The sequence below is a fragment of the Aliikangiella marina genome, from assembly GCF_007004765.1.
Classification (GTDB): domain Bacteria; phylum Pseudomonadota; class Gammaproteobacteria; order Enterobacterales; family Kangiellaceae; genus Aliikangiella; species Aliikangiella marina.
The window spans coordinates 576,220-603,200 of the sequence record NZ_VIKR01000003.1; the positions used below are offsets into that span (position 1 = coordinate 576,220).

A 26,981-nucleotide genomic window follows, 5' to 3' on the forward strand; every position below is an offset into this window, starting at 1 on the left:
TCTACTTTTAAATTCCAGATGTACGACCGGCGCTTGTTTTCGGACTGAAGTTCGCTCGGCTCTGCAAGAGTAAAAATAAAAAGAGAGGGGAAACCTATGCGCATTGCGACCAGAGCGATATTACTCGTATTAATCAGCATTTTTGCAAGTAATACTGCTGCTCAACAAACATCCAGAAACCCAGAAACACTATTTCAACGAATCTTAAAGGTGGCCGATCATTCAGTGGCTAATTCGTTTAGAGAGTTTTTTTTCTTGTCGAAAAAGCCACCAATTGAAGGCTGTATCGAAAATTCAATGTCGCTTCAAGGAACCCAGAGGTTTCCGGTCGGTAAAGCTTATCATCTGCCAAAAATCGCCGCTGACGAGAAATGTGCCCCTGTATTTTGGTACTTAAAAAGTTCGCCGCGTACCAATAGTAATCTCCCCATTAGAGATAGCGCGCATACAACATTTACTGCACCGTTGCCAGGTAAGTATCGCTTTAAGCTTTGGGGTACAAAAGAAAAATTGACCATTAATGTTGTTGCCAGTGAAGGGAATTATGATCATTACAATTATTTTCCCAGCCGTTCAATAACCACTGTTGGCAATGAAATTTGGGTGGCCAATAATTATCAACCGACGATCACGCGAGTTGACCCAGTCAGTATGAAAAAACTTGGCGAGATTAATACTGGGCAATGGCCAGTGGCAGTCGCTCACAACGAAAATACTTCATTTCCAATCGTTGTTCACATGGCAGAGGATACGATAGGGTTTATTAATCCGAAGACAAAACGTCTCGAAGAGTCGCTTTGGGTGGGCGATGAGCCAAGTAACATTGCACTTTCAAGTGATGGCCTATTTGCTTATGTGACCTTGTCAACCGCCGGGCAAGTTGCAATCGTTGATCTCACTGAACGACGAGTGGTCAAAAAAATTGCGGTAGGCGCGTTTCCTAAAGCGATTGCATTAAGCCCTGATAATCAAAAACTCTATGTGGGCTCCTATCGTTCAGGAACGCCTAACCGAGTCGATTATCCCGATGATCCGATAGAAGCTGAAAAAGATATAACGGTCATCGATCTGAACACGCAATCTGTTGAATACACGTTTATTGATTACGGAAATGTGATTCGCTCAATGACGGTCTCCGACGATAATCAGTTCCTTTTCGTTTCGATTACTCAAGGTTTTAATGATACGAGAATATTTAATCCAAGAGAGATAAGCTTTGCTGATGAAATTATAAAAATTGACCTAGCCTCGAAGACGATCGTCGATCGGATTGATATCTATCGCCAGAGTGGGGAGGGAAAAACTGAAGATGCTGCATTTAATCTATTTAGTGTTACCTACAAAGATAATCGACTTTACGTCGTTTCGGAAGCCTATGAAACGATCATTGAGATCGATGCTGAGTCGATGACCGAAATCCGTCGTGTTCCTAGCGGTCAGGGAAGACCAAGAGCGCTGTTGCTTGATCAACAAGGCAATTTTTACGTGCACAACTCTCAGGGCTTCAATCTGACTAAAATCAATTTCGATCACGCATCAATTATTGCAACAACTCAAACGGCTGACGATCCGAGAACATCGGGAATGGCTTTCGGTCAACGATATTTTACCAACACCGGAATTGGAGTGGGAATCGATCGAGGCTGTAATACCTGTCATGTCGACGGAGAAATCGATACCTTAGTTTGGTTAAACGGAGCGGCGGGAGAACCGGTACTTGCAAAACCTTTAATGTGGATGGAAGGGACTGCACCGATGACATGGAATGGCAATGTCACAAGTATTGAAGGTTATTCTCTTTCAGGCAATGCGAGCGTTGGGCGCAAACCAACTAAAGAAGAGTTTAACGGGCTTTATGAATATATGTCAGGGGTTATGGCGCCGCCGCCTGCTAATGATTGGACTGAGAGAGATGGAAGTCTGTCCGCTGAAGCGATAGCGGGACGAGAAATTTTTGATAGTGCAGGGTGCCGAGATTGTCACTCAGGAAATATTTACACTGATAATCTTCGTTATCTTGATCCGGAAGGTCGGAGTCTTTCCGATACGACAAGTCTAATCGCTACTTATCGGCGTGGCACCTGGGGAAAACGCGGCGATGATATGACGCTAGCACAATCAGTTGAGAGAATGGCAAACGAATGGAGCCAAGTGGGATTAAGTGAAGATGAATTAAGTCAGTTAACTCGTTACGTGTCAGAAATTACGAGTCGCCAGTTCTTTTTGTTATTCTCGTTACCGGCAAACAACGAGCTTTCTGCTGCGATTGATCAACCTATTCGACTAGAGTTTTCTCACAGTATTTGGAAGGCCAGCAAAAATACTAATCGAATTAGACTCATTGATGACGCAGGAAAACAAATTGATACGACATTGGAGATTACTCGTAACGAGTTAATTATTACACCCGCTTCCATGCTTGATTACGATACTCATTACTCCATCGAAATTGATAAAACATTTGAAGCATCTAATGAAACACCATTGGACAATCATTTGTCGCTAGTTTTCAAAACTGCCAAAAAGCCTACAGTGACCTTAGATCCAACGAAGCAGTATGAGTGGCTGGTAGATTTTCCGCATGTGGATCTTTCTTTACCCTCTGGTATTAGTCCAACGCATACGGCTGTTGTGGCTGAACCATTTTCAATTGAAATTACGCCATCAGGGATTGCATTAGATGTTAAGTATTTTGACAATGAAACTGGCAGTAATATCGAACGTGTCATCGGAGTTATCGATGGTGACAAACTTTCTACTGGTCGAATCGGTATTCCTGCAGGGCCAATCGCATTAGCCGATACGACTGGCATGCATGCGACGCTTGTCGACAACAATGGCGATGGAATCGCCGATGTTTATCCATTAGAAGTCGTCAATCAAGATCCACCGCCGCCGTTGCCGAGTGATGATGGAACCCATATAGAAGCGGTGCTAGCTGACGGTCACTCGAAGGTATTGTCGACCTGGTTTGAGGAAGATGTTAGTTGGCGAATCAAAGCCAAAGCTATTGTTGATATCCCTGACAATTGCGAAAGCGATCCGAATGACAATGGTTTAAGTGAAATGTTTGTTGACGGAGCATTCTCTGTAACTTGGCAAAGTGGTAATGGCGTATCGTTTTTTGTCACTTCGCCAGAAGCCGTTATTGAGCAAGATCAGAGCGCACCAGGCGGTTTTAGAGTGACATCAGGCACGACTCACTGGGCGGTCACTCGAAATGGCTTTTCACCCTTTAATGGGCTTTATCTGACATCACCGGTTTTCTTAGAAGGGCAATTGGAAGAGGTTGACGATATCACTGAAGAGAACGGCGGTACCTTTGGCTCATTCAATCCGAATGAGAGCGGATGTTATCGGATAACCGCGATTTATCATGACGGCGGTTTTGCTTTTAGCACTGTAAATACTTTTTACCGGATTGACTAACTGATGCTAGCCAGTTGATTCGAACCATTGAATGAGGGGCAATTGATTAGTTGTGATTGCCCTTATTGTTGACTTTGCAGGTTCGTGACCGATAAAAAAGAGAAAAATGTCGACGTTCTTGATGAATCAATTAACCCAATTCAGCGCGGCCGCAAACCATCTGTACAAAGCAATTTATTTTTTAGTGATTAGGTGCCCATCAGCCTATTGTGCCATGTCTTGCCATCCCAAAAAATTTTCTGAGTCGGCCAGTATCTTAAGTCTTGCTTGAGTGTGATGATCGATTCACGACCAATCAAGTCAAGCATTCTGATACGAACGTACAATTTGTCGGAATGTTTTTGAGATAGCGCAATGAACTGTTCCAAGTCTGTTACTTTTTCACCTTCAAACTCAGTAATCCGCATTAATGGCCTAAGGTTATATCGGTTTGCTGGTGAACCAAAGTAATACCAAGAAATATAAACACCCTTGGGTTCAATGCCGTATTGTGCTGCAACCGCTCGATGCGGTTTTTGGATGAGTGCACCGGACCAAAGATAAAAATTTAGGGTGTCCGTTTCGGTTAATTTCTTGGTAGCGACTAAGAAATCCTGTTGTTTTCCATCACGCCAAACGCTGACCTTAACTCGATCTTTTTCGATGGCATCTTCTAACTCATTAAAATCGCGGATCGGTGAGTTGTCTATGGCCAAAAGTAAGTCACCGTCTTTAAGTTTATCGAAAGCTTCTGAGCCAGCGACACGTCGAGTAATCCTGAGCGCTTGAGGTTTTTTATTACTGTCTTGCAACTGTTCCATCCACTCATCAGATAGACCAAAGTTTCTCGCACTGGCGATAGTGATTGGGCGCAACTCGACTTCGAGCGAATAAACTTCGACAGCCTGATTCTCTGCCCATTGATCGCGAATATCGATGATATGCTTGATAGGCAGTCCGCGATCGATGGTTTGGCTTGTACTATTACTGTAAGCATAATTAGTCCACCAGGAACGAACTTTGCCGCGTTTATCAATTAATACACCACTGGCGACGCTTGGTGGATTATTGATTAAAATACTATTGATATTGCTGTCTCGAAACTGGGGGACATTGGGTAAGGGCAACTCCAATGGTTCGACGGAAGATACCTTAACGCGTTCACTGATGATTCTGTCTGTCGCTTGGTAGCCAACCAACCAAGCAGAGTCTCCTGCCGATAGCTCTTTTGACGAAAGCGGCGCCGAGCGTAAAGGTTTTCCGGGTAACAACATGGGATCGTACTTGAGTAAGGCATAACTATGAACGGGATGTACAAATAAAACTTCTGCAGGAATTTCTGCAATACCTGAGACGTTAATGGTTACGTCGACGAGCTTTATTGGAACAGTATTTCTATCGACCAATACTAACCCATTATCAGCATCCAGTACTAAGCCAGTGCCCGAATAGTGATCATAGTTTTGACCATCAATATGATAAGGTAAATCGGCATTAACCATCACTAAAGAGCGGGCGATCTTTGCCGTTTGCTTATCACTGAAATTAGTAAACTTGACTTCAGTGGGCGGGAATGATTCAAATGATTGATTCCATTCCAAGGGCTCACATTCCCAGATTCCTAACGAATCGTTTCTGAGACATTTTTGTGAATGGTGCAGGTTAGAAATAAATTTAACATTACCAATTTGCTGATTGTTCGGTGAACCGATAGAGACATACTTTATTTTGAAATATTGATTTTGTTTGAGTGGTTTAAGCGCATTCACAAAATCAGCTAAGTTATCCACTTTGCTTTCATTAATTCCCTGAATAACCACGCCACGTCCAATTCCGGCATTACCAAACATAAATCCTGGTGATGCGATATAGACGCCTTTGGCAGATAGGTTGGTTTGGCGTGCAATTTGATAGGAAAAGTCATTAAAGATCCCGCCGGCTAACTGGACAAATTCATCCGGCGTGATTTGATGTAAATCATCGACCGCTAACTCTATCGTCATCGCCTTGCCTTGACGCAGAACTTTAAGCTCGATAGTTTTACCGACATGTTCATCTAAGAAGATTTCAAAAACTTCGTAGCGAGAAACATAGTCGATCGCTTGTGCGGCCGATTTTACCGAAATAATAATATCGCCGGGTCGTAGCTTTTCATATGCAGGTCCCTCAAAAACAGTTCGTTCAACCGTCAGTAAACCATTGCCATTGCCTTTATCTCGAAACGCCTTTTCGAAACTCTCAGGAAGACCTAAACGTCGTACTTGATCATAGGGTTGATAACTTAAGGTCGTTTGGATAGTTCCTCTTGCAATCGGTTGTCCTTTTTGAATCGCCTCGAGTGCGCGGGTCACTTTGTATAAAGGAAGGAAAAAACTCGATGAACTTCGGGTATTACCGCCGGCATTAAGTGCGACAACCTCTCCTTTGATATTGACAACGGGGGCGCCGCTGGAGCCTCCGGAAGTATCAGCCGATGATTGATAGTAGAAGGTATTAAAGTCGTTGTAGCCACCTCGTCGATACCGCGGCGCAGAGCGATCTAATCGTGCCAAGGTTCCGGACAAGATTGACATATGTTCGCCAGAGTCATTACCGATAACCCGGATGTCATCACCAACTTTTGCACTTTTAGCATTAAGCTTGAGTGCTCGAGGTTTTATGAATTGCAAGTCATTAGGATTAAATCGAAAGAATCCAAAGTCGTGCACCGGATCGCGGTAAATTGGTTTGAGTTCAATTTCTTCACTATTTGAGAAAACCGCCTCGGCAGTAATGGGTCCAGGATGAACAACGTGACGGTTGGTCAAAATAATTCCGCGCTCAGCATCAACAATAAATCCGGTGGCTTGAGTAGTCTTGCTACCCTCTGTATCGAAAGTACGAACGGCATTAACGCGAATACTCACAACGGAGTTAGCTAAGTCTTCAATGGTCTTTTTCCATTGGGGAGATTCTGAGGCAGACAGTGAGTGAGCGAATAAGGCTAGGAGGTATAGAGTAATGGCTTTTTTAAACAAAAGAGTGCTACCTTCATGAACTACAAAAATCTATCTGATTACATCATAGCAGTAAATAGACGGCAATCTAGTAAATGAAACTAAGTATGACTAATTAGCTTAGATTTTTAACGGATATTGTTTGCGAATGGTTGAGGTGCGGAAAGTTTTCCGGCAAGAAGTAGCTCAATGTTTCATTGAGAAAGTTTAGGCCTGTACTAGTAGGGCGGATCTTCCCATTTGAACGTTCTAAAAGAGCCGCTTCTTCAGCCGCAGATAAGGCCGTTTCGATTTCAGATAGCAACAAACCGGTGTGGGCAAAAAATAACGATTCATCAACGCCATTCTTAAGCCTGAGTGCATTCATCATAAATTCCAGCGGTAATTCTGCCACTGGAATCGTTTTGCTTGAATCAATAAACGACAAATCGGCGTTCAAGTAATCTTTAGGATGTCGTCTTTTACTGCTCCGAGTGATAGTTTGTTCATCTTGACGACTGATTTTTGCATGCGCGCCAGCACCAATCCCAAGATAGTCGCCGAATTGCCAATAATTGAGGTTATGGGCAGATGGATAGACGCCGTTTTTACTGTAAGCAGACACTTCATAACGTTGATAACCAGCGTTAGCCAGCTTTGCAATACCATGCTCTGAAATTTCGGCTGTTTTGTCGTCGTCAGGCAGAGGCGGCGGTTGATGATAAAATAATGTATTCGGCTCTAGGGTGAGCTGATACCAAGAAATATGCTCTGGCCCCAATTCAATTGCTCTGCTGAGGTCGGCCATGGCTTCGAAGATAGATTGATTGGGTAGTGCATACATCAAGTCTAAATTAATATTGTCAAAACCAGCCTCTCTCGCAATTTGAAAGGCTCGTCCCGCCTCGTCTGCCGAGTGGATTCTGCCGAGCTTGGATAGGAAGCGATCATCAAAGCTCTGTACGCCAATAGAAATACGGTTAATACCTGACTCAAAAAAACCGTTAAATTTATCTGCTTCAACTGTCCCCGGGTTGGCTTCCATAGTTATTTCGATATCGGCATGAAAGGGGATTAAGGCTCTAATTCCGCTAAAAAGCTTTTCGTAACTGTTAGGGCTCAATAAACTGGGCGTTCCGCCGCCGATGAATATACTGTTGAGTTGACGTCCCCACACCTTAGGAATGTCTTGAGAGAGATCTTCAATCAGTCGCTCCACGTACGCGTCTTCGGGTAGCTCTGTTTTAAGTTGATGAGAGTTAAAATCACAATACGGGCATTTCTGAACACACCAGGGAGTGTGTATATAAAGTGATAAAGGAGGAAGTTCGCTTAATGCCATTGACTTATTCGTTATTTACGAAAGTATTGATGATGAAAAGTTTCTTGAAACTGTTTGAGCGCTTTACCCCGATGACTAACCTTGGCCTTTTCCTCGGGCGTCATTTGCGCCGCGGTTTTTTGACTTTGCGGATCAAAGAAAATTGGGTCATAACCAAAGCCACCGTTACCCCTGGGTGATGATAATAGCAATCCTTCCCATGAATCCTGACAAATAATAGGAGTGGGGTCTGCGGCATGACGCAGATAAACAATGACGCATTGATAGCGGGCAACTTTTTCCTCTGGAGAAAAATCTTTGGTGGTTGTTAACAGTTTTTCTAAATTGGTTTGGTCGTTTGCATCTTCTCCCGCATAGCGTGCGGAATAGATCCCTGGTGCACCATTGAGGCAGTCAACTTCAATACCAGAATCGTCGGCGATTGCCGGTAAACCGGTATGCTCGCAAGCATAGCGAGCTTTTTTAATCGCATTTTCGACAAATGTGAGACCATCTTCCAGGGCTTCTCCGATGTCGAATTGGGTTTGCGGGATAAGTTCAATTTCAAACTGCGCCAAGATTCCGCTCAGTTCCGCTAGTTTTTTCTTGTTCCCGCTCGCTAGCACGATTTTCTCAGGCAACATATATTAATTTCCGTTATTCACGATGAAGAGAGAGACAGGCTGAAAAGTCTTAGCCGAGTATTTAGGACCGACTCTAGACGCAGTATACCAAGATACAAAAAAGCCGGCGATATCGGCGCCGGCTTTTTTTAAAACATCATTAATACAACTCGTATGATCGGTTAGTCAACAAGGTTGGTTAATCAATAAACAATTCTTGTCTAAACGTTAACGGTATCAATTTGCCTTTGCGTTCAGGTTGAATTTGTAAGTCGAAACTTAATTTCTCAGAATTATTAAAAGTAAAAGTCGCGATATAATAGACGGCTTGATCTTCACGAATTTCCTTAAATGCCAACTCTTTGAGCTGACCGGTCAAATTTTTTCCATTACCGAATACATTTGCAATCACCGGCTTATCATTTTTCATCACCGTGATATTGACGATACCTGTCCGGCCACTACGTCTGATCTTGTAGGCCGCTGCTACTTCTGCGGGAATATTAGCAGTACTCAATGCATTGTAGTGGATAGTGATATCGCCAATTGTATGCACATTGGCTTGGGCAATAGGTGCAAATAAAAAGCATGTTGCTATGATAATGGACAGCTTGAGGTTTGCATGCTTTAAAAACATCGTTTACTCCTTGTCGTTAAAAGACTAGTGAGACAGATAATTACAAGTACTGATTCAAAATAAAGTGATAGTCACTTGGTTATTTGTTCTTTTAGGTTGGATCTGCAATTAATATTTTAACCTTATTTACTAACCCGTGGCTAAAAATTATTTTTTTATATGACAAAGATCTAATAACTTACAGGGAAATCAGTACTAGGCATAACCTAAATCCTAAAATGCAGACTGATGAAGTAAAGCAATATTGCTCAGCGCTATTAGTCGCTTTTACGTGAAGTCTTATCAAAAAACGCAGCATAAGCTGCGTTTCCATGGTGGTCGTTGTGAACCGATTCGTTTCTGCGGATAAATCTATCGGTTAACGCTAGAAATTCGCACTATGTTAGAGTCTTGGTCGGTAGGCTTTTTATCTTCTAGCGATTTTATCAACTCATTGGCGGTTTGAGTTTCCATCTCTATTTCTTCGACCAAGTTATTCAAAGCCTTTATTTTCCCATCAAGGTTGGCGCGTGACTTGTTGAGTTCGGCTAACTCTTGTTGGTGCTCGGTAATCAGCTTTTGCTGAATTTTTAGTTGTTGAGTGAGCGGATGAATAACATTCTCTGTCCAGCTAATAAGTTCTTGGCGAGTCGATTGAAAGAACTGCAAAACTTCGGTAACCGTACCTGAGAAGAAGCGTCTTACAGCCAGGCTATGCTCGGTAAAGGTGGTGAATAAATTTTTATCAATGCGCTTGGAGTGCTTAATTATCGTATTCAACTCACGCGATAGGCGCTTGGCTGGAAACAGTTTAGGTTCTAACAAAGTCATACCGAAATCATTTGAAAATTTATCATACAGCGAAATCGCCATTTTGTTGGTCAGCTCCGCTTCTCGAGTCAGCTCTTTCATGATGGTGTTCACCGCCAAGAAGAACTGCCTCATATTACTGAATAGGCCGATGGTGGTTTTACTGTTGACTAATTCGTTGAGGGTAATCTCAACTTCTTTGGTCAGTACAGTTGCGCCAATCGTTGATAACAAAATTTGAGTCTGTCTTTCCAGTAATCGTTGGCTGGGCTTTATTGCCAGAAGGCGGTGCTCAAATTCAATTAAATCTTTCTTGTTTTCCTCGATGAGCTCATTAATTCTTTGTTTGTTTTCACCCGTTAAGCTCTGTAGCTCTTCTCTCTGTTTATAGATGCGGTCATTTTTATTCGCTAACAGCTGTAAAGCTTCTTCAACTAACTCTTTACCTTCTTTTGCAACCGAATCCCAGATAATTTGCTCTTTATTTTCCAACAAGCTACTTGATAATAAATGTTCCAGCTCGGTAATCTGGCTTTTTATCAACATCGACTTATCCGCGCGCACCTTAGCAACGAGTGCTTTTTGCGCGGAAACGGGAATCACTTGTTTAGCATCAATTTGCAACTGTCGCGCAGTGGTACTGACCATGCGTTTTACCGCTTTCTCAACTTTTTTGCGACTCGATAACTCATCCCACAAGGTGTCGACCTTATTTAACACTGCATACAGTCCCAACCTTGATTCACCGTCGAGAGGCTGAATATAGTCTTCCCAGATTTTCATATCGGATGCAGTTACGCCGGTATCAGCGCCAAGTAGGAATACAACGGCTTGCACAGAAGGCAGCAGTTTTAGCGTGAGCTCTGGTTCGCTGCCAAGCGCGTTGAGCCCAGGGGTGTCCAGAATACACAAGCCCCGCTTGAGCAATGGATGAGCAAAGCTCACTTGAGCGTGTCGCCACGCCGGAATTTCAACCATTGAAGCATCATCTTCTGAGCGTTCGAGCATGTCTTCTTTAAAGCCTAGTTTAATCGCTTCGTCTAGAGAGACCCGCTTAGTCTGCGTAATTGTGTGCAGTGCTAAAGTCATTTCTTGGGCGGAGGCGGTCATCAAAGGTACCTCGGTCCATTGACTCGGCATGTTTCGATATTCAGTCAGTGTTGTCTCTTCAAGGCGGGTTTCAATGGGAAGTAATCTTAAATAAGGGCGGTCTTCTTTGCGGTCGTAATAGATTTCTGTTGGGCACATAGTTGTTCGGCCCGCCTCAGAAGGAAGAATTCTTTGTCCATACTCGGCGAAAAACAATGAATTGATCAGCTCTGTTTTTCCACGGGAAAACTCGCCAACAAAAGCTAAGGTAAGATACTCACTTTTCAATGATTCTTGTAATTTGAACAGTCTGCTATCGAGATCCTCACTGAATAAGTCGTTGCGACGCAACCACAAACGAAAGCGACTGAGCGATCGACCAATGTCGGATTTCCACTGATCGTAGGTATCGATATTATCTGTAAATTCTTGAGACATAGCTATTTTTCTTCACGTTTCTATTGCCGTTTAAAATTATTTTTGGGTGATTATGGCAATAATTGAACAACAAACGCGTCCTGCAACCCCAGCAGTAACCTATTGAGTCTAGCAGAAAACCCATAAAAATCCGTTATCTATATCTCAAAATTGTTGTTAATTCTAGATTAGCGGGAGTTTTGGCGGATTTAAAGGTAACTTGCTGGATTTACGGAGACTTTTTATCTCTCTTTGAGTTTTTATGCGGGGCAAACGCCTTTATCGCAAAGGCGCTGCGTTTTGCCTGGCACGTTTCGCTTAGTCAGTGCTTTAAATCACTAAAGTAGTAAACCGCCAACTAACGGCTCGATATAATAAGAAATTGAGCTTTTCACGAAGAATAGACCAAGTAAAGCCAGCATGGGTGAAAGGTCAAACCCCTCCATTGGGGGAAGCATGCGTCTGATGCGTGCCAACAAGGGTTCAGTGAGTTGAGCGAAAACCAGCATAACCGGGCTAGGCCCCGTGCTCATCGCAAACCAGCTTAAAATCGCGCGGACAAAAATCAAAAACATATATAGGTTGAGCGCAGCGTAAACCACACCGAAAATCGAACCAAATAAGAGCACGATGATGTTGATGCTGCCCATGCCCCCTGAGAGAAGGCTGACTAGGAGAAACTTCGCAATAATGACTAACCAAGCAAGTATAATACTTGATATGTCGAGTCCGCCGAATCCGGGGATGATTTTTCTTAGGGGTTTGACTAATGGGTCGGTTGCTTTGACGACTAACTGCGAAATTGGGTTATAGAAATCCGCTCTAAAATATTGAAGAAAAAACCTGAGTAATACAATACTGGTATAAAAGCTAAGTACTATTTCGATAACCGCTGCAAAAGGATTCATGCTTTATTTTTCTCTTAATTAATTGAGTTGTCCGAGTTCTTTGCCTCGTTGAATCGAGGCATCAACTGCTTTGCGTACTATATCTTCAAATTCATTTGATTTGAAACTCGCAATGGCTGCTGCTGTCGTACCGCCGGGAGAGGTAACTTCTTTGCGCAATTGCTCAAGTGATTTGTTTGGGGTGGATTGAGCTAAAGTTGCAGCGCCTTTCATCGCCTGAGTAATAAGCTCAAAAGCGGTCTTTTCAGACATCCCAGCCTGCACAGCTGCGGTAATCATCGATTCCATCATCAAAAAGAAGTAAGCTGGCGAGCTTCCTGCGATAGCAGTAACTGTATCCATCTGTGCTTCTGCCGCTATCCAGCTGGTCGTTCCTATCGCATTAAAAATAGTTTCTGTAATGCGCTTTTGTTGCTGGTTAACACGACTATTTGCAAAAAGTCCTGAAGCTCCCTCGCCGACAAAAGCGGGTGTGTTGGGCATTGTTCTCACCACAGCGAGTTGTTGTTGCAAATTTTGCTCGATGCGTTGAATTGGCCAGCCTGCAGCAACGGAAATAATAAGTTTATGACTTAAATCGACGCTTTTAATCTGCGAGCAGACATCGGCTAATTTTTGCGGTTTGACCGCGAGTACCAAAATATCCACTTGTTCGGCGAGTGCTTGGTTACTTTGAGTGGTTTTGATATTGAATTTTTGGGTAAGTCGCTCTAACTTTGGCAGGCTCGGATTACTGGCGTATATTTTATGTGCTGGCCAATTTGCGCTGATTAAACCAGCAATGATCGCGGACGCCATATTGCCGGCACCGATGAAACCAATTGTAGCTTCGCTATTTGGCGCGGGAAGATCTGGATGAGTATCTGCGGTCATAGGTGATTGTTTCCTCTTGGGCCGAAAATAGCGGTGCCAATTCTTATCATATTGCTGCCCGCTGCGATAGCTGCTTCAATATCGTTACTCATTCCCATCGATAAAGTATCCATAGATGGAAATTGGTTTTGTAATTTGTGATAGGTCTCCGCCACTTGAACAAATTGTTCGAGTTGTTTTGAATACTCACTTTGCGGGGGCGGAATAACCATCAATCCTCTCAATACAGTATTGGGTTGTTGGTCAACAAACCCAAGTAAGTCTAACAACGCGTCTTTAGACACGCCCTTTTTTTGTGCTTCGTCAAAAAAATTAACTTGTACACAGATTTGCAGTGCTGGTAAATGACTCGGTCGCTGAGCGCTCAGTCGCTGGGCAATTTTTGGTCGATCGACACTATGCACCCAGCGAAAGTTCTCGGCAATTGAGCGGGTTTTGTTGCTTTGAATAGGACCAATAAAATGCCAGGTAATTGCTTGATTTTGTATACTTTTTACCTTTTCAACTGCTTCAGAAACATAGCTTTCTCCAAAATCTGTGATACCGCTCTCATACGCTGCTTGTATTGCACTGACTGGATGTGTTTTACTGACCGCCATCAAACGGATATGGTCAGGGTTTCGCCCCGATTTTTGTGCATTTAGCTGGATAATTTGTCGAATCTGGTGGATTTGATCTGCTATAGTCATAAAAGCGCTTTTATGCTGAGATATGGTCGGTTTTTGAACAACTTAAGGTTTTCAATAATTAGGCTTAAGGTCTTCAAACGCTGAAAAGTGTAAAAGTATCAATCAATTAAAAAATCCGCTAGTATTTTAGCATCTAAAAAGAATAAATGTTGGAGTATTCAATCAATGGATATCACCGAGTTACTCGCCTTTAGTGTGAAGAATAAAGCTTCTGACTTGCATTTATCTGCGGGGTTGCCGCCGATGATTCGTGTTGATGGCGATGTGCGTCGAATTAATGTCCCACCAATGGACCATAAAATGGTTCATAGTTTGGTCTATGACATTATGAACGACAAACAACGCAAAGATTTTGAAGAATTTTATGAAACTGATTTCTCGTTTGCGTTGCCCGGTATTGCGCGCTTCAGGGTCAATGCTTTTAATCAAAATCGTGGCGCCGCGGCGGTGTTTCGTACCATTCCATCACAGGTGTTAACGCTAGAAGAGTTGGGTGCGCCGCAAGTGTTCAAAGAAATGTGTATGCATCCTCGTGGCTTGGTGCTTGTAACCGGCCCGACTGGTTCTGGTAAATCAACGACCCTTGCCGCGATGATTGACTACATCAATGACAATCATTACGGACACGTGTTAACGATTGAAGATCCCATTGAGTTTGTGCATGAAAGTAAGAAGTGTCTCGTAAACCAACGTGAGGTTCACCGTGATACGCTAGGATTTAGTGAAGCGCTACGTTCGGCACTTCGGGAAGATCCGGATATTATACTAGTTGGTGAGATGCGTGACTTAGAAACGATCCGATTGGCGTTGACTGCGGCCGAAACTGGTCACTTAGTTTTCGGGACCTTACATACTTCGTCTGCGGCCAAAACCATCGACCGTATTGTTGACGTTTTCCCCGCAGCAGAGAAAGATATGACCCGCTCGATGTTATCGGAATCTCTCATGGCGGTAATTTCGCAAACCTTATTGAAGAAAAACGGTGGTGGCCGGGTGGCGGCACACGAAATTATGATCGGTACGCCGGCGATCCGAAACTTAATTCGAGAAGATAAAGTTGCGCAAATGTATAGCGCGATTCAAACTGGTTTAGGTGTTGGTATGCAGACCTTGGATCAGTGTTTGAAAGACTTACTGGCGAAAGGCTTGATTAGCCGACAAGACGCAAGAGACAAAGCTAAAAATAAAGAAGAATTTTAATTCTTCAATAGTTAAATTATTAAGGTAATCCGGAGCAATTAATAATGGATTTTGAAGGTCTGTTAAAACTAATGGTCACCAAAAAGGCATCTGACCTTTTCATCACAGCAGGTGTACCACCGAGTATCAAAATCCATGGCAAGGTGATGCCAGTAACGCAACGAGCGCTAACGCCAGAAAAAGCACGTGAAGTAGTCTTGAGTGTGATGAACGAAGAACAGCGAAGAGACTTTGCGAGAGTTCATGAGTGTAACTTCGCGATCAGTGCTGCAGGTATTGGCCGATTTCGTGTGAGCGCTTTTCAGCAGCGCAATCATGTAGGAATGGTTTTACGGCGTATTGAAACCACTATTCCGACCATTGAAGAATTACGCTTACCGAATATTCTTAAAAAACTATCATTGACTAAACGTGGGTTGGTGATTTTTGTGGGTGCGACGGGTACTGGTAAGTCGACCTCACTTGCCGCGATGATTGGCTACCGAAACCGTTCCACTACAGGTCATATTATTTCAATTGAAGATCCTATCGAATTTGTCCACAACCACGATAAATGTATTATTACGCAACGAGAAGTTGGCATTGATACCGACTCGTTTGATATTGCTTTGAAGAATACGCTACGGCAAGCACCTGATGTTATTTTGATTGGTGAGGTTCGAACTGCTGATACGATGAATTACGCGGTGGCTTTTGCGGAAACCGGGCATTTGTGTATGTGCACACTTCATGCGAATAATGCCAACCAGGCGCTCGATCGGATCCTCCATTTCTTTCCAAAAGAAAAACATAATCAGGTTTTGATGGACTTGTCGCTTAATTTGAAAGCAGTGGTTGCACAACAGCTGATTCCTACGCCAGACGGGAAAGGAAGACGTCCTGCGATCGAAGTGTTGATCAATTCGCCGCTCATCTCCGATCATATTCGAAAAGGAGAGCTGCACTTATTGAAAGACTTGATGGGCAAATCGAACGAGCAAGGGATGCAAACTTTTGATCAATCTCTATTTAAGCTGTTCAAAGGTGGTGATATCACTTACGAGGATGCTTTACATCATGCTGATTCGCCGAATGATTTACGATTGATGATTAAACTTGATGCTTCTGAGTCTTCAGAGGGAGCTTTCGATACCAACCTAGGTGGCATGACACTAGAAGAGCAAGATCCTCGCTAGTGCTTGTTTTGTTCAAGCGACAAATTGAGTAAGCTGATTGGCTTGCTCTTAAAATATTTTAATGTCATTAACTTTCATAATTAGTTTCGTATTACTCATTCTAATGGCGGCCTTGGGTCGCCATTTTATCCAACTCCCTAAAAATATCTGGTTACTTTTTCTCGCTCAACCATTAGGTATGGCCTCCTCATCGATGGTAGTGTTTGCTGGAGGATTACTTGCAACTAAAATCGCTCCTCGTCCTGAGCTCGCAACTTTGCCATTGACTTTGATGATTTTAGGAACTGCGCTCGCTGTTATCCCCGCCTCGTTGGCAATGAAAAAATTTGGCCGAAAAAATGGCACGATATTAGGACTACTCATTGCGGTAATTGGTGCATTAGTTGCTATGCAAGCGGCGTTAAACTCTGCTTTTAGTTTACTAATCGTTGGCTCGATTTTACTTGGTGCAAGTCTCGCGTTTGTCGCACAAATGCGTTTTGCGGCAATCGAGAGTGTTGAACATTCTCTCGATGCGCCAAAGGCCATATCGGTGTTGATGGTCGGCGGAATTTTTGCCGCAATTCTCGGACCTGAAGTCGCCGTTAGTGGACAGAATTGGTTTGATTCACCTTACGGTTACGCGGGATCTTTTTTAGGCTTAGCGGGACTACTGTTACTGGCCATCATTGTGATTAGCTGGATTGATCCAATTAACCCTCCCCAGCAACATGAAAGCGAAGGTGCAAGACCATTAATTAAAATTATCCAGCAACCTATTTTTATTATTGCAGTCTTAGCGGGTGCAATCGGTTATTCAGTTATGAGTTACGTGATGACAGCGACCCCTTTGAGTATGCATGAGGTAGAGGGACACAGTTTGCACTCGACCAAATGGGTAGTGCAAAGTCATATAATCGCGATGTATTTACCGTCACTCTTTTCGGCGATTCTGATTCGTTACATTGGAATTGCGCGACTCATGATTTTAGGATGTGTCACCTACATCGGCGTTGTATTTATTGCCTTATCGGGGCAACACGTCATGCATTATTGGTGGGCTCTCATTCTATTGGGGATTGGTTGGAACTTTCTATTTACTAGCGGTACGTTATTACTACCTGAATCTTATCAAGGTAATGAGCGATTTAAAGCGCAAGCGGTTAATGATTTCTCTATCTTTATTGTTCAAGCGCTGGGTTCACTGTCTGCAGGCATCATATTATTTAGCCAAGGGTGGAATCAACTTATCTATATTTCGATTCCTGTCATTTTGATAATGTTTGGCATCAGTATTTGGTATTTCGTTTTGTCGCGAAAGGAACTTGTCACGAAAGAAGTTTGACGCGAAAGGAATTTGACACAAAAGGAGTTTGCCACAATAGGAGCTTGACGCGAATCAATCAACTGATTTGCTGTAGTGATCAAATGCGTCCAGCTTTTGGTACCCTAAACTCTCATAAAGCTTTTTTGCCTTGTCGTTGCTTCTTTGCGTCGCAAGTTTAATTGAAAAAATTCGCTGTAATTTTGCTTGCGCTTCGACATGTTGCATTAGGTGCTTGGCTACTCCTTTTTGCCTAAAAGCAGGGGCAACGAACAAGTCGTTTAACAACCAAGTCTGCTCCATACCAACTGATGTGAAGGCGGGGTAAATTTGAACGAATCCTGCTGGTTGTTTTTTGAAAAAAGCTAGCCAAATAATCGAGTCCTGACGATCAATCCGAGACTTTAAAAACGCTAGGCTTTTTGCTTCATTTGCCGGCATATCATAAAATGTTCGATAGCCTTCAAATAGTTCATGCAAGGCGTGAAGTTGCACCAGTGTAGCTGGTTTGATGTTGATCATTTCGTTGATTGTTCCAAAATGACATCAACAATGTAAATCAAGGTTACGACGAAAATCACGACCATAACAATACCAACAAAAATATAATTACCGGCACTACCACTTTCAAAGTCTTGTTTGCGTTTTTCTTCGCTTTGAACACCAAACATTGCAGCTAGAACACTTTGAAAAACACCGAGTACGCCTGGTGGAGTTTGAGTAGCTGATTTATGAGTCGACTCATGCTCTGATTCATTCCCCGAATTATTAACCGAAGTAGTAGCGTTGACTGATAGGTTATTGTCAGATGGGCGATTAGATGTATTCATAGTAATTTAGGCCGACAAATTGTTGGGGTGGTTATTTGATTGATTTTTTAGTGATAGTTTTTGGTTTAGCTGAACGATTCGCATTGCCATTTCTAGCGATTGGTCCGCATTTAAACGTGGGTCAACCAAACTTTTATAAGCGCGATTGAGATCAAACTCCGTCAGTCCTCGAGCACCTCCAATGCATTCCGTGACATGCTCACCGGTCAGCTCAAAGTGCACGCCGCCCAACTGGCTATCCATTTCCTTGTGGATGACAAATGCTTGCGATAGCTCATCAATAATGGCATCGAATCGTCTGGTTTTTACCCCTTGTGAAGTTACCGAGGTATTGCCATGCATTGGATCGCAACACCAAAGCGGCGTTCGTCCCTGTGACTTGATCGCAGTAATTAATTTGGGCAGGTGAGATTGAATATTTTTATTACCGAAACGGGTAATGAGTAATAGTCTCCCCGGTGCATTATCGGGGTCAAGTTGGTCGCAAAGCTTGAGTAGCTGCTCTGGTGAGCAATTTGAACTTATCTTGATACCGACCGGATTTGCGATGCCCCGCATATACTCGACGTGGGCCGAGTTGAGTTGCGCTGTTCGCATGCCAATCCATGGAAGATGGGTAGAAAGATTATACCAGTTACCATTGTCCCCCAGCCGAGTAAGGGCTTGTTCGTAGTGTAAATGAAGCGCTTCGTGGCAAGTATAGATTCTATCTTTAATTTCGTGTCTCGATTTATCTTGAGTGAGGTTATCAACTAACGCAATTGAATCTCGAATATGGGTAAGAATTTGATGATACTCGGCTTCAAATGGCGAGTGAGCAACAAAGTCTAAGTCCCAGCTATCCATTAGGGAGAAGTCTGCAAATTTGTTTTCTACTAAGGTACGAATGTAGTTAAGGGTCAACGAGGCAAATGAATAGCCTTTGAGTAAACGCCTCGGATCTGGTGCCCTTTCTCTTGGGTTAAAGTTCGCGCTGTTAATTAAGTCACCTCGGTAACTTGGCAAGCTAATTCCATCAATAGTTTCGGTCTCGGTTGAACGTGGCTTTGCGTATTGCCCAGCCATTCTACCAACTTTGATTACTGGTTTATTCAATCCATGGACAAGCACCAGCGACATTTGCAGGAGTATTTTTAATTTGCTAGAAATGACATCGGCGTTACAATCCGCGAACAATTCAGCACAATCACCACCCTGAAGAATGAAAGCTTCCCCTTTGGCGGCCTCTGCAACCTTTGCTCTTAGTTCTTCTATTTCATTGACGCCAACAAGTGGTGGTAGCAGACTCAGCTCGTCAATGACCTTGGTAAGCTGGACCGTGTCGGTATAGTTTGCTTGCTGGGATACTTGAAAATTTTGCCAAGTATCGGGTTGCCAAGAGCGCATGAGTTTAACTCGTTTTCACTGTTGCTAGCGGATTATTTCGCATCGGTGCAGCACTTAGAAGGGATTGTGGCATGCTGAATAACACTCAGGATCAAATTCATATTTGCAGTCCTTCTATGTCCGTTATACAACCATTCTTATAAGGCCGATCGAAGTTGAGATCTAATTGCCGGTAGCGAGAAAAATTGATAGTGGTATATTAGCAAAATAACCGTCAGTAATCACTGTCGCGTAAATTGATAAAAACTATGCACAGAAATTGTACAGTGCATACCGATAAAAAGCGTTTGTTATGTTTTTTCATCAAAAGCCTGTTTAGGCTCATCACTAAAACCGATTAGAAGAAATTTTGAATGTCGAAAGTTAAAACCCAATATGCCTGTACCGAATGTGGAGCAATTGCACCAAAATGGTCAGGGCAATGCAGTGAGTGCGGCCAATGGAATACACTGGTTGAGCAAATTGAAGCTAAAAAAGGACCACAAAATGCGCGCTTTGCAGGTTATGCAGGTGCCGACCAAAAACTGCAAAAGCTTAGTGAAGTAGAACATTCGGATACTGTACGAATCGCCACTAGTCTCAGCGAACTCGATAGGGTGCTGGGCGGCGGGCTCGTTCCAGGTTCGGTGGTGTTGATTGGGGGGGACCCCGGTATCGGTAAGTCGACGATATTGTTGCAATCCATGTGTCATTTAAGCGAGAAGTTAAACGCGCTTTATGTAACCGGTGAAGAGTCTGCACAACAAATATCCATGCGAGCCAAGCGACTCGGCCTTAATGGTGAAAACTTGAGTCTCCTGACTGAGACACAAGTGGAGACGATTATCGCGACATCTCAAACTTTGCAACCTCAAGTCATGGTGATTGATTCGATTCAAACAATCTACACCGATTTACTGCAATCGGCGCCCGGTGGTGTCGCGCAGGTGAGAGAAAGTACCGCGCAGTTGGTGCGTTATGCGAAACAAAAGGGTATCGCGTTATTTGTTGTGGGCCATGTGACCAAAGATGGTGCTCTCGCCGGACCGAGAGTACTTGAGCATATGGTCGACGCGGTGCTCTACTTTGAGGGTGAGCGAGATGGACGATATCGAATTTTACGGGCTGTAAAAAATCGTTTTGGGGCGGTTAATGAGCTCGGCGTATTTGCAATGACCGAAGAAGGCTTAAAAGAAGTTCAAAACCCGTCAGCAATTTTTTTGTCTCGTTATCAACAAGCTGCAGCAGGCAGTGCGGTAACCGTAACTTGGGAAGGCTCGCGACCGTTATTGGTGGAAGTTCAAGCATTGGTCGACGAATCACATCTCGGAAATCCGCGACGGGTGGCAGTCGGACTTGAACAAAACCGGTTAGCAATGTTATTGGCCGTGCTGTCTCGCCATGGAGGCGTTTTTTGTCATGATCAAGATGTATTTCTGAATGTTGTCGGTGGTGTGAGAGTCATGGAGACTAGTGCTGATTTAGCGTTAGTGAGTTCAGTAGTCTCCAGTCTTCGAAATCAAGTATTACCGCAAGACTTAATTGTCTTCGGCGAGTTAGGGTTGGCTGGAGAAATCAGACCGGTGCCAAACGGACAGGAACGTATCAAAGAAGCCAAAAAGCATGGATTTAAAACCGCGATAGTGCCTCAGGCAAACCTACCTAAAAAGTCGATGCAAGGCATAAAAACGATTGGTGTGAATCATTTAAGCGAAGCGATCAGTGCACTCGGGGAGGTCTAATCGTACTGCTGGTTCTCCTTCAACCTGGTACGTCGCCAATCGGTATAAATGATTAATTGGGGACAGGTATTTGTGCGAAGCTATAAAAGCGGATTTACCGGCAGGCAGTTGATCACGATGAGTTATTGGTGGGTTATTGCTAGTGGCTGTCTGCCACTAAGAATGACTGAGGGACTCAAAGTCTCTTTCAAGTAGTTGGCTGTCGCCCAAGTTGAGTTCCACTAAACGGCGTAAATGAGTAATGCTATCCAGATCGATATGACGACATTCAAGACCTAAAGAGCCGCCGTCCTGGTGAGTCAATTTAAGGTTCATTGATATCAGCGCTGAAGGGTCATCACTTAGTGGTATTCTCAATTCAAAATCAGACTCTTTATCAAGTGGGTCGAGGTGATTAATTTTAACGAGCGCACCGTGCAAGGATAAATCGATCACTTGGCATTCAACCGGCTCTTCATTGATGATGAATACCGCTTCAGCTTCAAATTGCACGCGATTAAAGTGTCTTCGCTCTTGATCGGACATGATTTTAGGTCGAGTTAAAAAACTATCTACTAAATTTAGCATATAAAACTAAATTTTGACCGCATTTTTGAGTCAAAATTAATCAAAGTTGTTGGGTGTGGGAATCCTACAGATAAGGTAAAATGTCGATTCAGTTAATCAACTAAGCGATTCGATGACAATTCAATGGTATCCCGGGCACATGCACAAGGCCCAAAAAGAAATCAAACAGGCATTGCCTGGGATTGATGTCATTATCGAAGTGGTCGATGCAAGAATCCCATTTAGCAGCGCTAATCCGGTGATTGCTGAGCTATCCTCTCACAAAGGCCTGAACACGCCAATAATCAAAGTAATCAACAAGATTGATTTGGCTGATGATAAGACCACCGCCCTGTGGTGCGAGTATCTCGATAGTCAACAAGGCGTCAAATCCTTACCAGTGACCTCCAATCAACCCGAACTGGTTAAAAAAATCATTCCTTTATGCCATAAAATGGTACCGCAAAGGAGGGAAAAGGGGGAGTCGGTGAGAGCCATGATTATGGGAATCCCGAATGTTGGTAAATCGACTATTATCAATATCTTATCAGGTAGAACTATCGCGAAAGTTGGCAACGAGCCGGCGGTAACTCAGAGACAGCAACGTATAGACTTAGCGGAAAAAGTGACCTTGCATGATACGCCTGGAATTTTGTGGCCTAAGATAGAAAACCGTCATAGTAGTTATCGTCTCGCAATCACTGGAGCAATTAAAGATACTGCACTTGCTTATGATGATATCGCGTTTTACGCAGTCGATTATTTTGCCGCGTATTACCCAGACCGATTAAACGAGCACTTTAAACTCGACTTTAATCCCTCTGATACGCTTCAGCTGCTGGAAGAAATCGGTCGAAAACGAGGTTGTCTCAAGGCCGGTGGTCGAGTCGATCTTGATCGTGTTTGTAAAATTCTCATCCATGAATACCGCAGTGGTTCAATCGGCAAGATCAGTCTTGAAACGCCGGAGATGATTACTAACGAACTAGTGGTTGTTGAGCAAGAGAAACGAGAAAAAGAAGCGAAAAAAGCAGCCCGTAAAAAAGCATTTAAGAAGAAAAAAAGATAATGTTCGACAAACAAGACTTGGTACGAGTAGCCAATACCAACATGCCATTTGGTAAACACCAAGGAATGAGACTGATTGAATTGCCCGAGCCTTATTTATTATGGTTTGCAGAAAAAGGATTTCCTGAAGGGCAGCTTGGGCGCCTGATGGCTTTAACGCTGGAAATCAAAATTAATGGATTAGAAGCATTAATTAAACCCTTGATTAAATCCGCCGATTGATTGTTTAAAAATTCACCGCTCTTATACCCAACTTGTTGATCCAGATTATATTGTGCTGTCTTGGCATATTGTAGTATTGTCATCATAACAATAAGGCGAAGGGGGTATTATGGGGCGTGATATAACCGAGCGTGAATATTCTGCTAGCGATTACGAACAGTTCAATAAAAGAATTCATGATCAGGTCGACTTGCTCAAGGAAGTCATAGCAAGGCCAGGTTTTGGAACCGATGAACCTTGTATAGGCGCAGAGCTGGAAGTCTACTTAATGGACGACAAGAGCGATGTCAGTCCTGTCAATGTTCAATTGTTAGACATGCTCAATGATTCGCAGTTTCAAACAGAATTAAATAAATTTAATCTTGAAATAAACCTTTCACCGGTTAAAGCCGCAGGTAAACCTTTCAGCAATCTCACTAAGGAGATGCTAACAAAATTCAACTATCTTTGGTCGACCGCAGAGCAAATTAATACACGCCCGCTAGCGGTAGGTATTTTACCCACCTTACAAGAAAAACATTTGTCGAATAAATACATGACTGATATCGGTCGCTATCGAGTATTAGGTCGCGAATTGCTTAAACAACGGGGAGAACCTTTCCATATTAAAATTGAAGGCGAAGAGTCGGTCGATTTTTTCTCTTCGGAAGTTTGCGTTGAAGGTGCCAACACTTCATTTCAAGTTCATTTAATGACCAAGCCAGATGAGTTTGCCAATGTATTTAACGCTGCTCAACTCACCTTACCGATGGCTCTTGGAGTGAGTGCAAACTCCGGAATTTTATTGGGTAATTGTCTCTGGGATGAGACTCGGGTGGTGCTATTTAAACAGTCAATCGACAACCGTATTCCGGATGCCTCCGGATGGCGACAACCCTCAAGAGTCACGTTTGGTCATGGTTGGGTGCGAAAAAGTGCCTGGGAATTATTTTCGGAAACGGTCAATCTTTATCAGCCAATTTTTCCGGAATTATACGATACCGATCCCGCTTTGGAAGTTCCCGAACTGGCAGAATTAAACTTGCACATGGGGACTACTTGGCCATGGAATCGCGCTGTTTATTCAAATCAAGGTAATGGTCATGTGAGAATGGAGTTTAGAGCCTTACCAGCTGGACCAACGGCATTAGATATGGCTGCAAATGCTGCCTTTTCGATCGGTATGGCAATGGGGCTTGCTGACAGAGTCGACGAATACATGGCGCGTATTCCATTTCGCTTTGCAGAATATAATTTTTATCGTGCCGCTAAGAAAGGATTAGATGCGACGATATTATGGCCACAAAAATATCAAAATAAACCACAAGAGTTACCTTTGAAAAATGTGATAGACGACATGCTTCAAATTGCCAATGATGGTCTAGCCAAAATCAATGTAGAGAGAGCTGAGCGAGATAAATTCTTAAATATTATTCAGCGACGATTAGCGACTGGTATTAACGGCGCACATTGGAAGAAACAAACCTTGCGACATTTGAGAAAATCCATGGACAATCACCAAGCCTGCGCACAAATGCTTGATCGATACTTTGTCAATCAAATGGGAGGACAACCGGTTAGCGAATGGGAACGTTGTTGGAAATGAAGGTACTCAATCCAGAAATAACTTACTATGATGATAGTTTTCGCTCGCAAATTGAGCCGACGGCGTTAGGGTTTTTACGGCAACTAACGGGATTAACCATTTTTGATCTCAAAGGAAAGGACACTAGTCGGACTCGGGTTGTTACAACATTAATTCATGGCAACGAACCTTCTGGTTTTATCGCGTGTCACCTATGGTTAAGAAGCCAGTCGGTACCAGCCACTAACGTGAGAGTATTAATTTGTAATCCAGAGGCGGCGCGCACCAAGCCCATTTTTACCAATCGTTATTTAAATACCAATGAAGACCTAAACCGTTTTTTTGATGCACCCGATAGTGACCAATCAGAGGTAGCCAACAGAGCGAGACAGATTAAACAGGCCGTTGCAGAGGTCAAACCCGAAGCGGTTATTGATTTGCACAATACTTCAGGAGCCAGTCCAGCATTTGGAGTGGCGTTGAGCGAGAGTGATAATGTACTTGATCTGGTTTCTTTATTTTCACAAAAGCTGATTTTAACCGGGCTGCATGTTGGTGCGCTCATGGAACTCGACTTTAGCGCGCCGATTGCGACTATTGAATGCGGTGGTGCGAATGAAATTTTTTCTCACCAAGTAGCGACCGATGGATTACATGAATATTTCACGAGAGAATATATTTTCGACCATCATGCAGGCCGAGTTGAAGTTCATCGACATCCATTAAGAGTTGAGTTAGTTGAAGATGCATCGGTAGGTTTTTCGCATACTCGGTTACCGACAACAGACATTACTTTGCGAGCAGATGTTGAAACTTTAAACCAGCAGTATACACCAGCAGGCGAGTTCCTCGGCTGGTATGATGAGTCCCAACCCCTTCCTTTAAAAGCCATTGATGAGCAAGGTAACGATCAAATTCATCGCGTGATCGAAATAAAAAATGGCTGTCTTTTTGCCGGCCAAAAGCTCCAACTCTTCATGGTAACCACAACCTGCGAAATTGCAACTAACGACTGTTTGTTTTACGCTACTGCAGAACAATAAATAATAATAGGGTCGATTTATGGAATCAATGCATTCTGCTTTGGTTGTTGCTGCAGTATTGGGGCTGATTATTCTACTGGCTGAGAAGCTAGCGTTAACGCGCTATGGCAAGCCGCTCGGCACGGCACTGATCGCGATTATCTTAGGAGCATTATTAGCCAATATTGGCGTCATTCCGAGCGCATCAAATAGTATACCGCTTTACGGTCACATCTTTCATTATATCGCCCCGATATCAATCTTTTTTTTAACTTTAGGCGTTAATTTAAAAAAGATTAAATCTGCCGGCATTCCCATGCTGATTCTATTTGCTTTGGGTTCGGTTGCTACTGTAATTGGTGTTTTCGTTGCGATGTTCATTATCAGTCCTGAGAGTGTTTTGGGAGAGGTAGCACCAGCAATTGCGGGAATGATCGCGGGTACTTACACCGGCGGTAGTGTCAATTTCAATGCAATTGCCTTACATTATAAAGTTAATGAATCTGGGGTGTTATTTGCCGGTACTGTGGCGGCTGATAATGTGATGACCACTTTATGGATACTCATAACCTTAGCCATTCCCAAAATAATGCAGCCATTTTGGCCTAGTAAGAAATTAACGGGTAGCGATAAAAAATCGATAGCAGCGTCGCATCAAACAACCCATCAAGAAACCACTAACTTATCAAGTTTAATGGTACTGATTCCAACTGCTTTGGTTGCTTTGCTGTTGTCCGAATATGTATCGTCCCTTTGGCCCGTGATTCCTTCCATTTTAGTCATCACCACTATTGGTCTTGCCTTAGCGCAAACCAAGTACTTTCATGAGCTACCAGGCAGCCACTTGTTGGGTCTATATTTAGTGTATTTATTTTTAGCCGTCATCGGTGCGTTTTGTGAATTTGCGGCTATCAATAACTTAGAAGAAATCGGATTTACATTGTTACTCTTTGTAGCCTGTGTTGTTTTAATACATGGTTTAGTGGTTATTTTTGTCGGTAAATTGTTAGTTAATGATTGGCAAATGATTGCGATTGCGTCGCAAGCTAATATTGGTGGTGGGACTACCGCTATGGCGCTGGCTGAAACATTTGGTCGCAAAGAATTAATTGTACCAGCAATATTAATCGGTACTATTGGTAACGCTGCCGGAACATATTTGGGCTTTATGGTAGTAGGGCTTCTTTAAAATTTAATAAAAACAATATAAGAGCC

Annotated in this window: 22 protein-coding genes; 10 read left to right on the top strand and 12 right to left on the bottom strand. The window is 43.2% G+C overall.

Features of this window, described 5'->3' with window-relative positions; genetic code table 11:
- Positions 1 to 96 precede the first annotated feature (96 nt).
- Entirely contained in the window at positions 97 to 3,429 is a 3,333-nt protein-coding gene (locus tag FLL45_RS14445) for an Ig-like domain-containing protein (protein ID WP_142942762.1), read from the top strand.
- 188 nt (positions 3,430 to 3,617) lie between these two features.
- On the opposite strand, the gene FLL45_RS14450 is transcribed toward FLL45_RS14445, so the two are convergent.
- The 8 genes from FLL45_RS14450 to FLL45_RS14485 form a co-directional block, all read right to left on the bottom strand.
- The gene (locus FLL45_RS14450; RefSeq protein WP_142942763.1) at positions 3,618 to 6,425 is read right to left on the bottom strand and encodes a trypsin-like peptidase domain-containing protein; all 2,808 of its coding nucleotides are present in this window, start codon (positions 6,423 to 6,425) and stop codon (positions 3,618 to 3,620) included.
- A gap of 94 nt (positions 6,426 to 6,519) precedes the next feature.
- Positions 6,520 to 7,725: a radical SAM family heme chaperone HemW gene (hemW, locus tag FLL45_RS14455; protein ID WP_142942764.1), complete on the bottom strand. Its 1,206-nt coding sequence runs from the start codon at positions 7,723 to 7,725 to the stop codon at positions 6,520 to 6,522.
- An 11-nt stretch (positions 7,726 to 7,736) separates the two neighbouring features.
- Positions 7,737 to 8,348 carry an RdgB/HAM1 family non-canonical purine NTP pyrophosphatase gene (gene rdgB, locus FLL45_RS14460; protein WP_142942765.1) on the bottom strand — a complete coding sequence of 204 codons (612 nt, stop codon included), beginning with the start codon at positions 8,346 to 8,348 and terminating at the stop codon, positions 7,737 to 7,739.
- Between the two features lie 178 nt (positions 8,349 to 8,526).
- Entirely contained in the window at positions 8,527 to 8,964 is a 438-nt protein-coding gene (locus FLL45_RS14465) for a DUF4426 domain-containing protein (RefSeq protein ID WP_142942766.1), read from the bottom strand.
- Positions 8,965 to 9,315: 351 nt separating this feature from the next.
- Positions 9,316 to 11,280 (bottom strand): dynamin family protein, encoded by a 1,965-nt coding sequence (locus FLL45_RS14470; protein WP_142942767.1) that lies wholly within the window; start codon positions 11,278 to 11,280, stop codon positions 9,316 to 9,318.
- A 317-nt stretch (positions 11,281 to 11,597) separates the two neighbouring features.
- A complete protein-coding gene (locus FLL45_RS14475) occupies positions 11,598 to 12,167 on the bottom strand; it encodes a YggT family protein (RefSeq protein ID WP_142942768.1) in 570 nt (189 codons plus the stop codon).
- An 18-nt stretch (positions 12,168 to 12,185) separates the two neighbouring features.
- Positions 12,186 to 13,040, bottom strand: a complete 855-nt coding sequence (proC, locus tag FLL45_RS14480; RefSeq protein WP_142942769.1) for a pyrroline-5-carboxylate reductase — start codon at positions 13,038 to 13,040, stop codon at positions 12,186 to 12,188.
- A complete protein-coding gene (locus tag FLL45_RS14485; protein WP_142942770.1) occupies positions 13,037 to 13,729 on the bottom strand; it encodes a YggS family pyridoxal phosphate-dependent enzyme in 693 nt (230 codons plus the stop codon). The genes proC and FLL45_RS14485 overlap by 4 nt, the downstream gene beginning before the upstream one ends.
- 165 nt (positions 13,730 to 13,894) lie before the next feature.
- Between FLL45_RS14485 and FLL45_RS14490 the strand changes: the two genes are divergently transcribed.
- The 3 genes from FLL45_RS14490 to FLL45_RS14500 all read left to right on the top strand — a co-directional run bounded on the left by FLL45_RS14490 (position 13,895) and on the right by FLL45_RS14500 (position 17,428).
- On the top strand, positions 13,895 to 14,929 hold the full coding sequence (locus tag FLL45_RS14490; protein ID WP_142942771.1) for a type IV pilus twitching motility protein PilT: 1,035 nt from the start codon (positions 13,895 to 13,897) through the stop codon (positions 14,927 to 14,929).
- Between the two features lie 44 nt (positions 14,930 to 14,973).
- Positions 14,974 to 16,104, top strand: a complete 1,131-nt coding sequence (locus FLL45_RS14495) for a PilT/PilU family type 4a pilus ATPase (protein WP_142942772.1) — start codon at positions 14,974 to 14,976, stop codon at positions 16,102 to 16,104.
- 61 nt (positions 16,105 to 16,165) lie between these two features.
- Positions 16,166 to 17,428: an MFS transporter gene (locus FLL45_RS14500; protein ID WP_142942773.1), complete on the top strand. Its 1,263-nt coding sequence runs from the start codon at positions 16,166 to 16,168 to the stop codon at positions 17,426 to 17,428.
- Positions 17,429 to 17,482: 54 nt separating this feature from the next.
- Here FLL45_RS14500 and FLL45_RS14505 read toward each other — a convergent pair whose 3' ends face one another.
- The 3 genes from FLL45_RS14505 to FLL45_RS14515 are packed head-to-tail and all read right to left on the bottom strand — an operon-like array spanning position 17,483 to position 19,623.
- Entirely contained in the window at positions 17,483 to 17,929 is a 447-nt protein-coding gene (locus FLL45_RS14505) for a GNAT family N-acetyltransferase (protein WP_142942774.1), read from the bottom strand.
- A complete protein-coding gene (locus FLL45_RS14510; RefSeq protein ID WP_142942775.1) occupies positions 17,926 to 18,237 on the bottom strand; it encodes a DUF2970 domain-containing protein in 312 nt (103 codons plus the stop codon). The genes FLL45_RS14505 and FLL45_RS14510 overlap by 4 nt, the downstream gene beginning before the upstream one ends.
- Positions 18,238 to 18,243: 6 nt before the next feature.
- Entirely contained in the window at positions 18,244 to 19,623 is a 1,380-nt protein-coding gene (locus FLL45_RS14515) for a 3-deoxy-7-phosphoheptulonate synthase class II (RefSeq protein ID WP_142942776.1), read from the bottom strand.
- A gap of 353 nt (positions 19,624 to 19,976) precedes the next feature.
- On the opposite strand from FLL45_RS14515, the gene radA reads away from it, so the two are divergent.
- Positions 19,977 to 21,344, top strand: a complete 1,368-nt coding sequence (gene radA, locus FLL45_RS14520; protein WP_142942777.1) for a DNA repair protein RadA — start codon at positions 19,977 to 19,979, stop codon at positions 21,342 to 21,344.
- 156 nt (positions 21,345 to 21,500) lie between these two features.
- On the opposite strand, the gene FLL45_RS14525 is transcribed toward radA, so the two are convergent.
- Complete coding sequence (locus tag FLL45_RS14525; RefSeq protein ID WP_185964474.1) at positions 21,501 to 21,869, bottom strand: PilZ domain-containing protein; 369 nt, start codon at positions 21,867 to 21,869, stop codon at positions 21,501 to 21,503.
- 154 nt (positions 21,870 to 22,023) lie between these two features.
- Between FLL45_RS14525 and ylqF the strand changes: the two genes are divergently transcribed.
- The 5 genes from ylqF (at position 22,024) to FLL45_RS14550 (ending at position 26,955) form a co-directional block, all read left to right on the top strand.
- Complete coding sequence (ylqF, locus tag FLL45_RS14530; RefSeq protein WP_142942779.1) at positions 22,024 to 22,959, top strand: ribosome biogenesis GTPase YlqF; 936 nt, start codon at positions 22,024 to 22,026, stop codon at positions 22,957 to 22,959.
- Positions 22,959 to 23,180, top strand: a complete 222-nt coding sequence (locus FLL45_RS14535) for a DUF3820 family protein (protein WP_142942780.1) — start codon at positions 22,959 to 22,961, stop codon at positions 23,178 to 23,180. Before ylqF ends, FLL45_RS14535 begins: the two co-directional genes overlap by 1 nt.
- Positions 23,181 to 23,289: 109 nt before the next feature.
- Positions 23,290 to 24,765, top strand: coding sequence for a glutamate-cysteine ligase family protein (locus FLL45_RS14540; protein WP_142942781.1), 1,476 nt, complete (start codon positions 23,290 to 23,292; stop codon positions 24,763 to 24,765).
- Positions 24,744 to 25,787, top strand: coding sequence for a M14 family metallopeptidase (locus FLL45_RS14545; RefSeq protein WP_142942782.1), 1,044 nt, complete (start codon positions 24,744 to 24,746; stop codon positions 25,785 to 25,787). Before FLL45_RS14540 ends, FLL45_RS14545 begins: the two co-directional genes overlap by 22 nt.
- A 19-nt stretch (positions 25,788 to 25,806) precedes the next feature.
- Positions 25,807 to 26,955, top strand: a complete 1,149-nt coding sequence (locus tag FLL45_RS14550) for a DUF819 family protein (protein ID WP_210247195.1) — start codon at positions 25,807 to 25,809, stop codon at positions 26,953 to 26,955.
- The last annotated feature ends 26 nt before the right edge of the window (positions 26,956 to 26,981 follow it).

Excerpts from the sequence above, each read along its gene's own strand:
- FLL45_RS14475 (WP_142942768.1), bottom strand. The coding sequence starts at position 12,167 with ATGAATCCTTTTGCAGCGGTTATCGAAATAGTACTTAGCTTTTATACC.
- ylqF (WP_142942779.1), top strand. The coding sequence starts at position 22,024 with ATGACAATTCAATGGTATCCCGGGCACATGCACAAGGCCCAAAAAGAA.
- hemW (WP_142942764.1), bottom strand. The coding sequence starts at position 7,725 with ATGGCATTAAGCGAACTTCCTCCTTTATCACTTTATATACACACTCCC.
- FLL45_RS14445 (WP_142942762.1), top strand. The coding sequence starts at position 97 with ATGCGCATTGCGACCAGAGCGATATTACTCGTATTAATCAGCATTTTT.
- FLL45_RS14545 (WP_142942782.1), top strand. The coding sequence starts at position 24,744 with ATGGGAACGTTGTTGGAAATGAAGGTACTCAATCCAGAAATAACTTAC.
- FLL45_RS14465 (WP_142942766.1), bottom strand. The coding sequence starts at position 8,964 with ATGTTTTTAAAGCATGCAAACCTCAAGCTGTCCATTATCATAGCAACA.
- FLL45_RS14550 (WP_210247195.1), top strand. The coding sequence starts at position 25,807 with ATGGAATCAATGCATTCTGCTTTGGTTGTTGCTGCAGTATTGGGGCTG.
- FLL45_RS14470 (WP_142942767.1), bottom strand. The coding sequence starts at position 11,280 with ATGTCTCAAGAATTTACAGATAATATCGATACCTACGATCAGTGGAAA.
- rdgB (WP_142942765.1), bottom strand. The coding sequence starts at position 8,348 with ATGTTGCCTGAGAAAATCGTGCTAGCGAGCGGGAACAAGAAAAAACTA.
- FLL45_RS14505 (WP_142942774.1), bottom strand. The coding sequence starts at position 17,929 with ATGATCAACATCAAACCAGCTACACTGGTGCAACTTCACGCCTTGCAT.
- FLL45_RS14515 (WP_142942776.1), bottom strand. The coding sequence starts at position 19,623 with ATGCGCTCTTGGCAACCCGATACTTGGCAAAATTTTCAAGTATCCCAG.
- FLL45_RS14495 (WP_142942772.1), top strand. The coding sequence starts at position 14,974 with ATGGATTTTGAAGGTCTGTTAAAACTAATGGTCACCAAAAAGGCATCT.
- FLL45_RS14485 (WP_142942770.1), bottom strand. The coding sequence starts at position 13,729 with ATGACTATAGCAGATCAAATCCACCAGATTCGACAAATTATCCAGCTA.
- FLL45_RS14490 (WP_142942771.1), top strand. The coding sequence starts at position 13,895 with ATGGATATCACCGAGTTACTCGCCTTTAGTGTGAAGAATAAAGCTTCT.
- FLL45_RS14535 (WP_142942780.1), top strand. The coding sequence starts at position 22,959 with ATGTTCGACAAACAAGACTTGGTACGAGTAGCCAATACCAACATGCCA.
- FLL45_RS14510 (WP_142942775.1), bottom strand. The coding sequence starts at position 18,237 with ATGAATACATCTAATCGCCCATCTGACAATAACCTATCAGTCAACGCT.
- proC (WP_142942769.1), bottom strand. The coding sequence starts at position 13,040 with ATGACCGCAGATACTCATCCAGATCTTCCCGCGCCAAATAGCGAAGCT.
- radA (WP_142942777.1), top strand. The coding sequence starts at position 19,977 with ATGTCGAAAGTTAAAACCCAATATGCCTGTACCGAATGTGGAGCAATT.
- FLL45_RS14500 (WP_142942773.1), top strand. The coding sequence starts at position 16,166 with ATGTCATTAACTTTCATAATTAGTTTCGTATTACTCATTCTAATGGCG.
- FLL45_RS14540 (WP_142942781.1), top strand. The coding sequence starts at position 23,290 with ATGGGGCGTGATATAACCGAGCGTGAATATTCTGCTAGCGATTACGAA.
- FLL45_RS14525 (WP_185964474.1), bottom strand. The coding sequence starts at position 21,869 with ATGTCCGATCAAGAGCGAAGACACTTTAATCGCGTGCAATTTGAAGCT.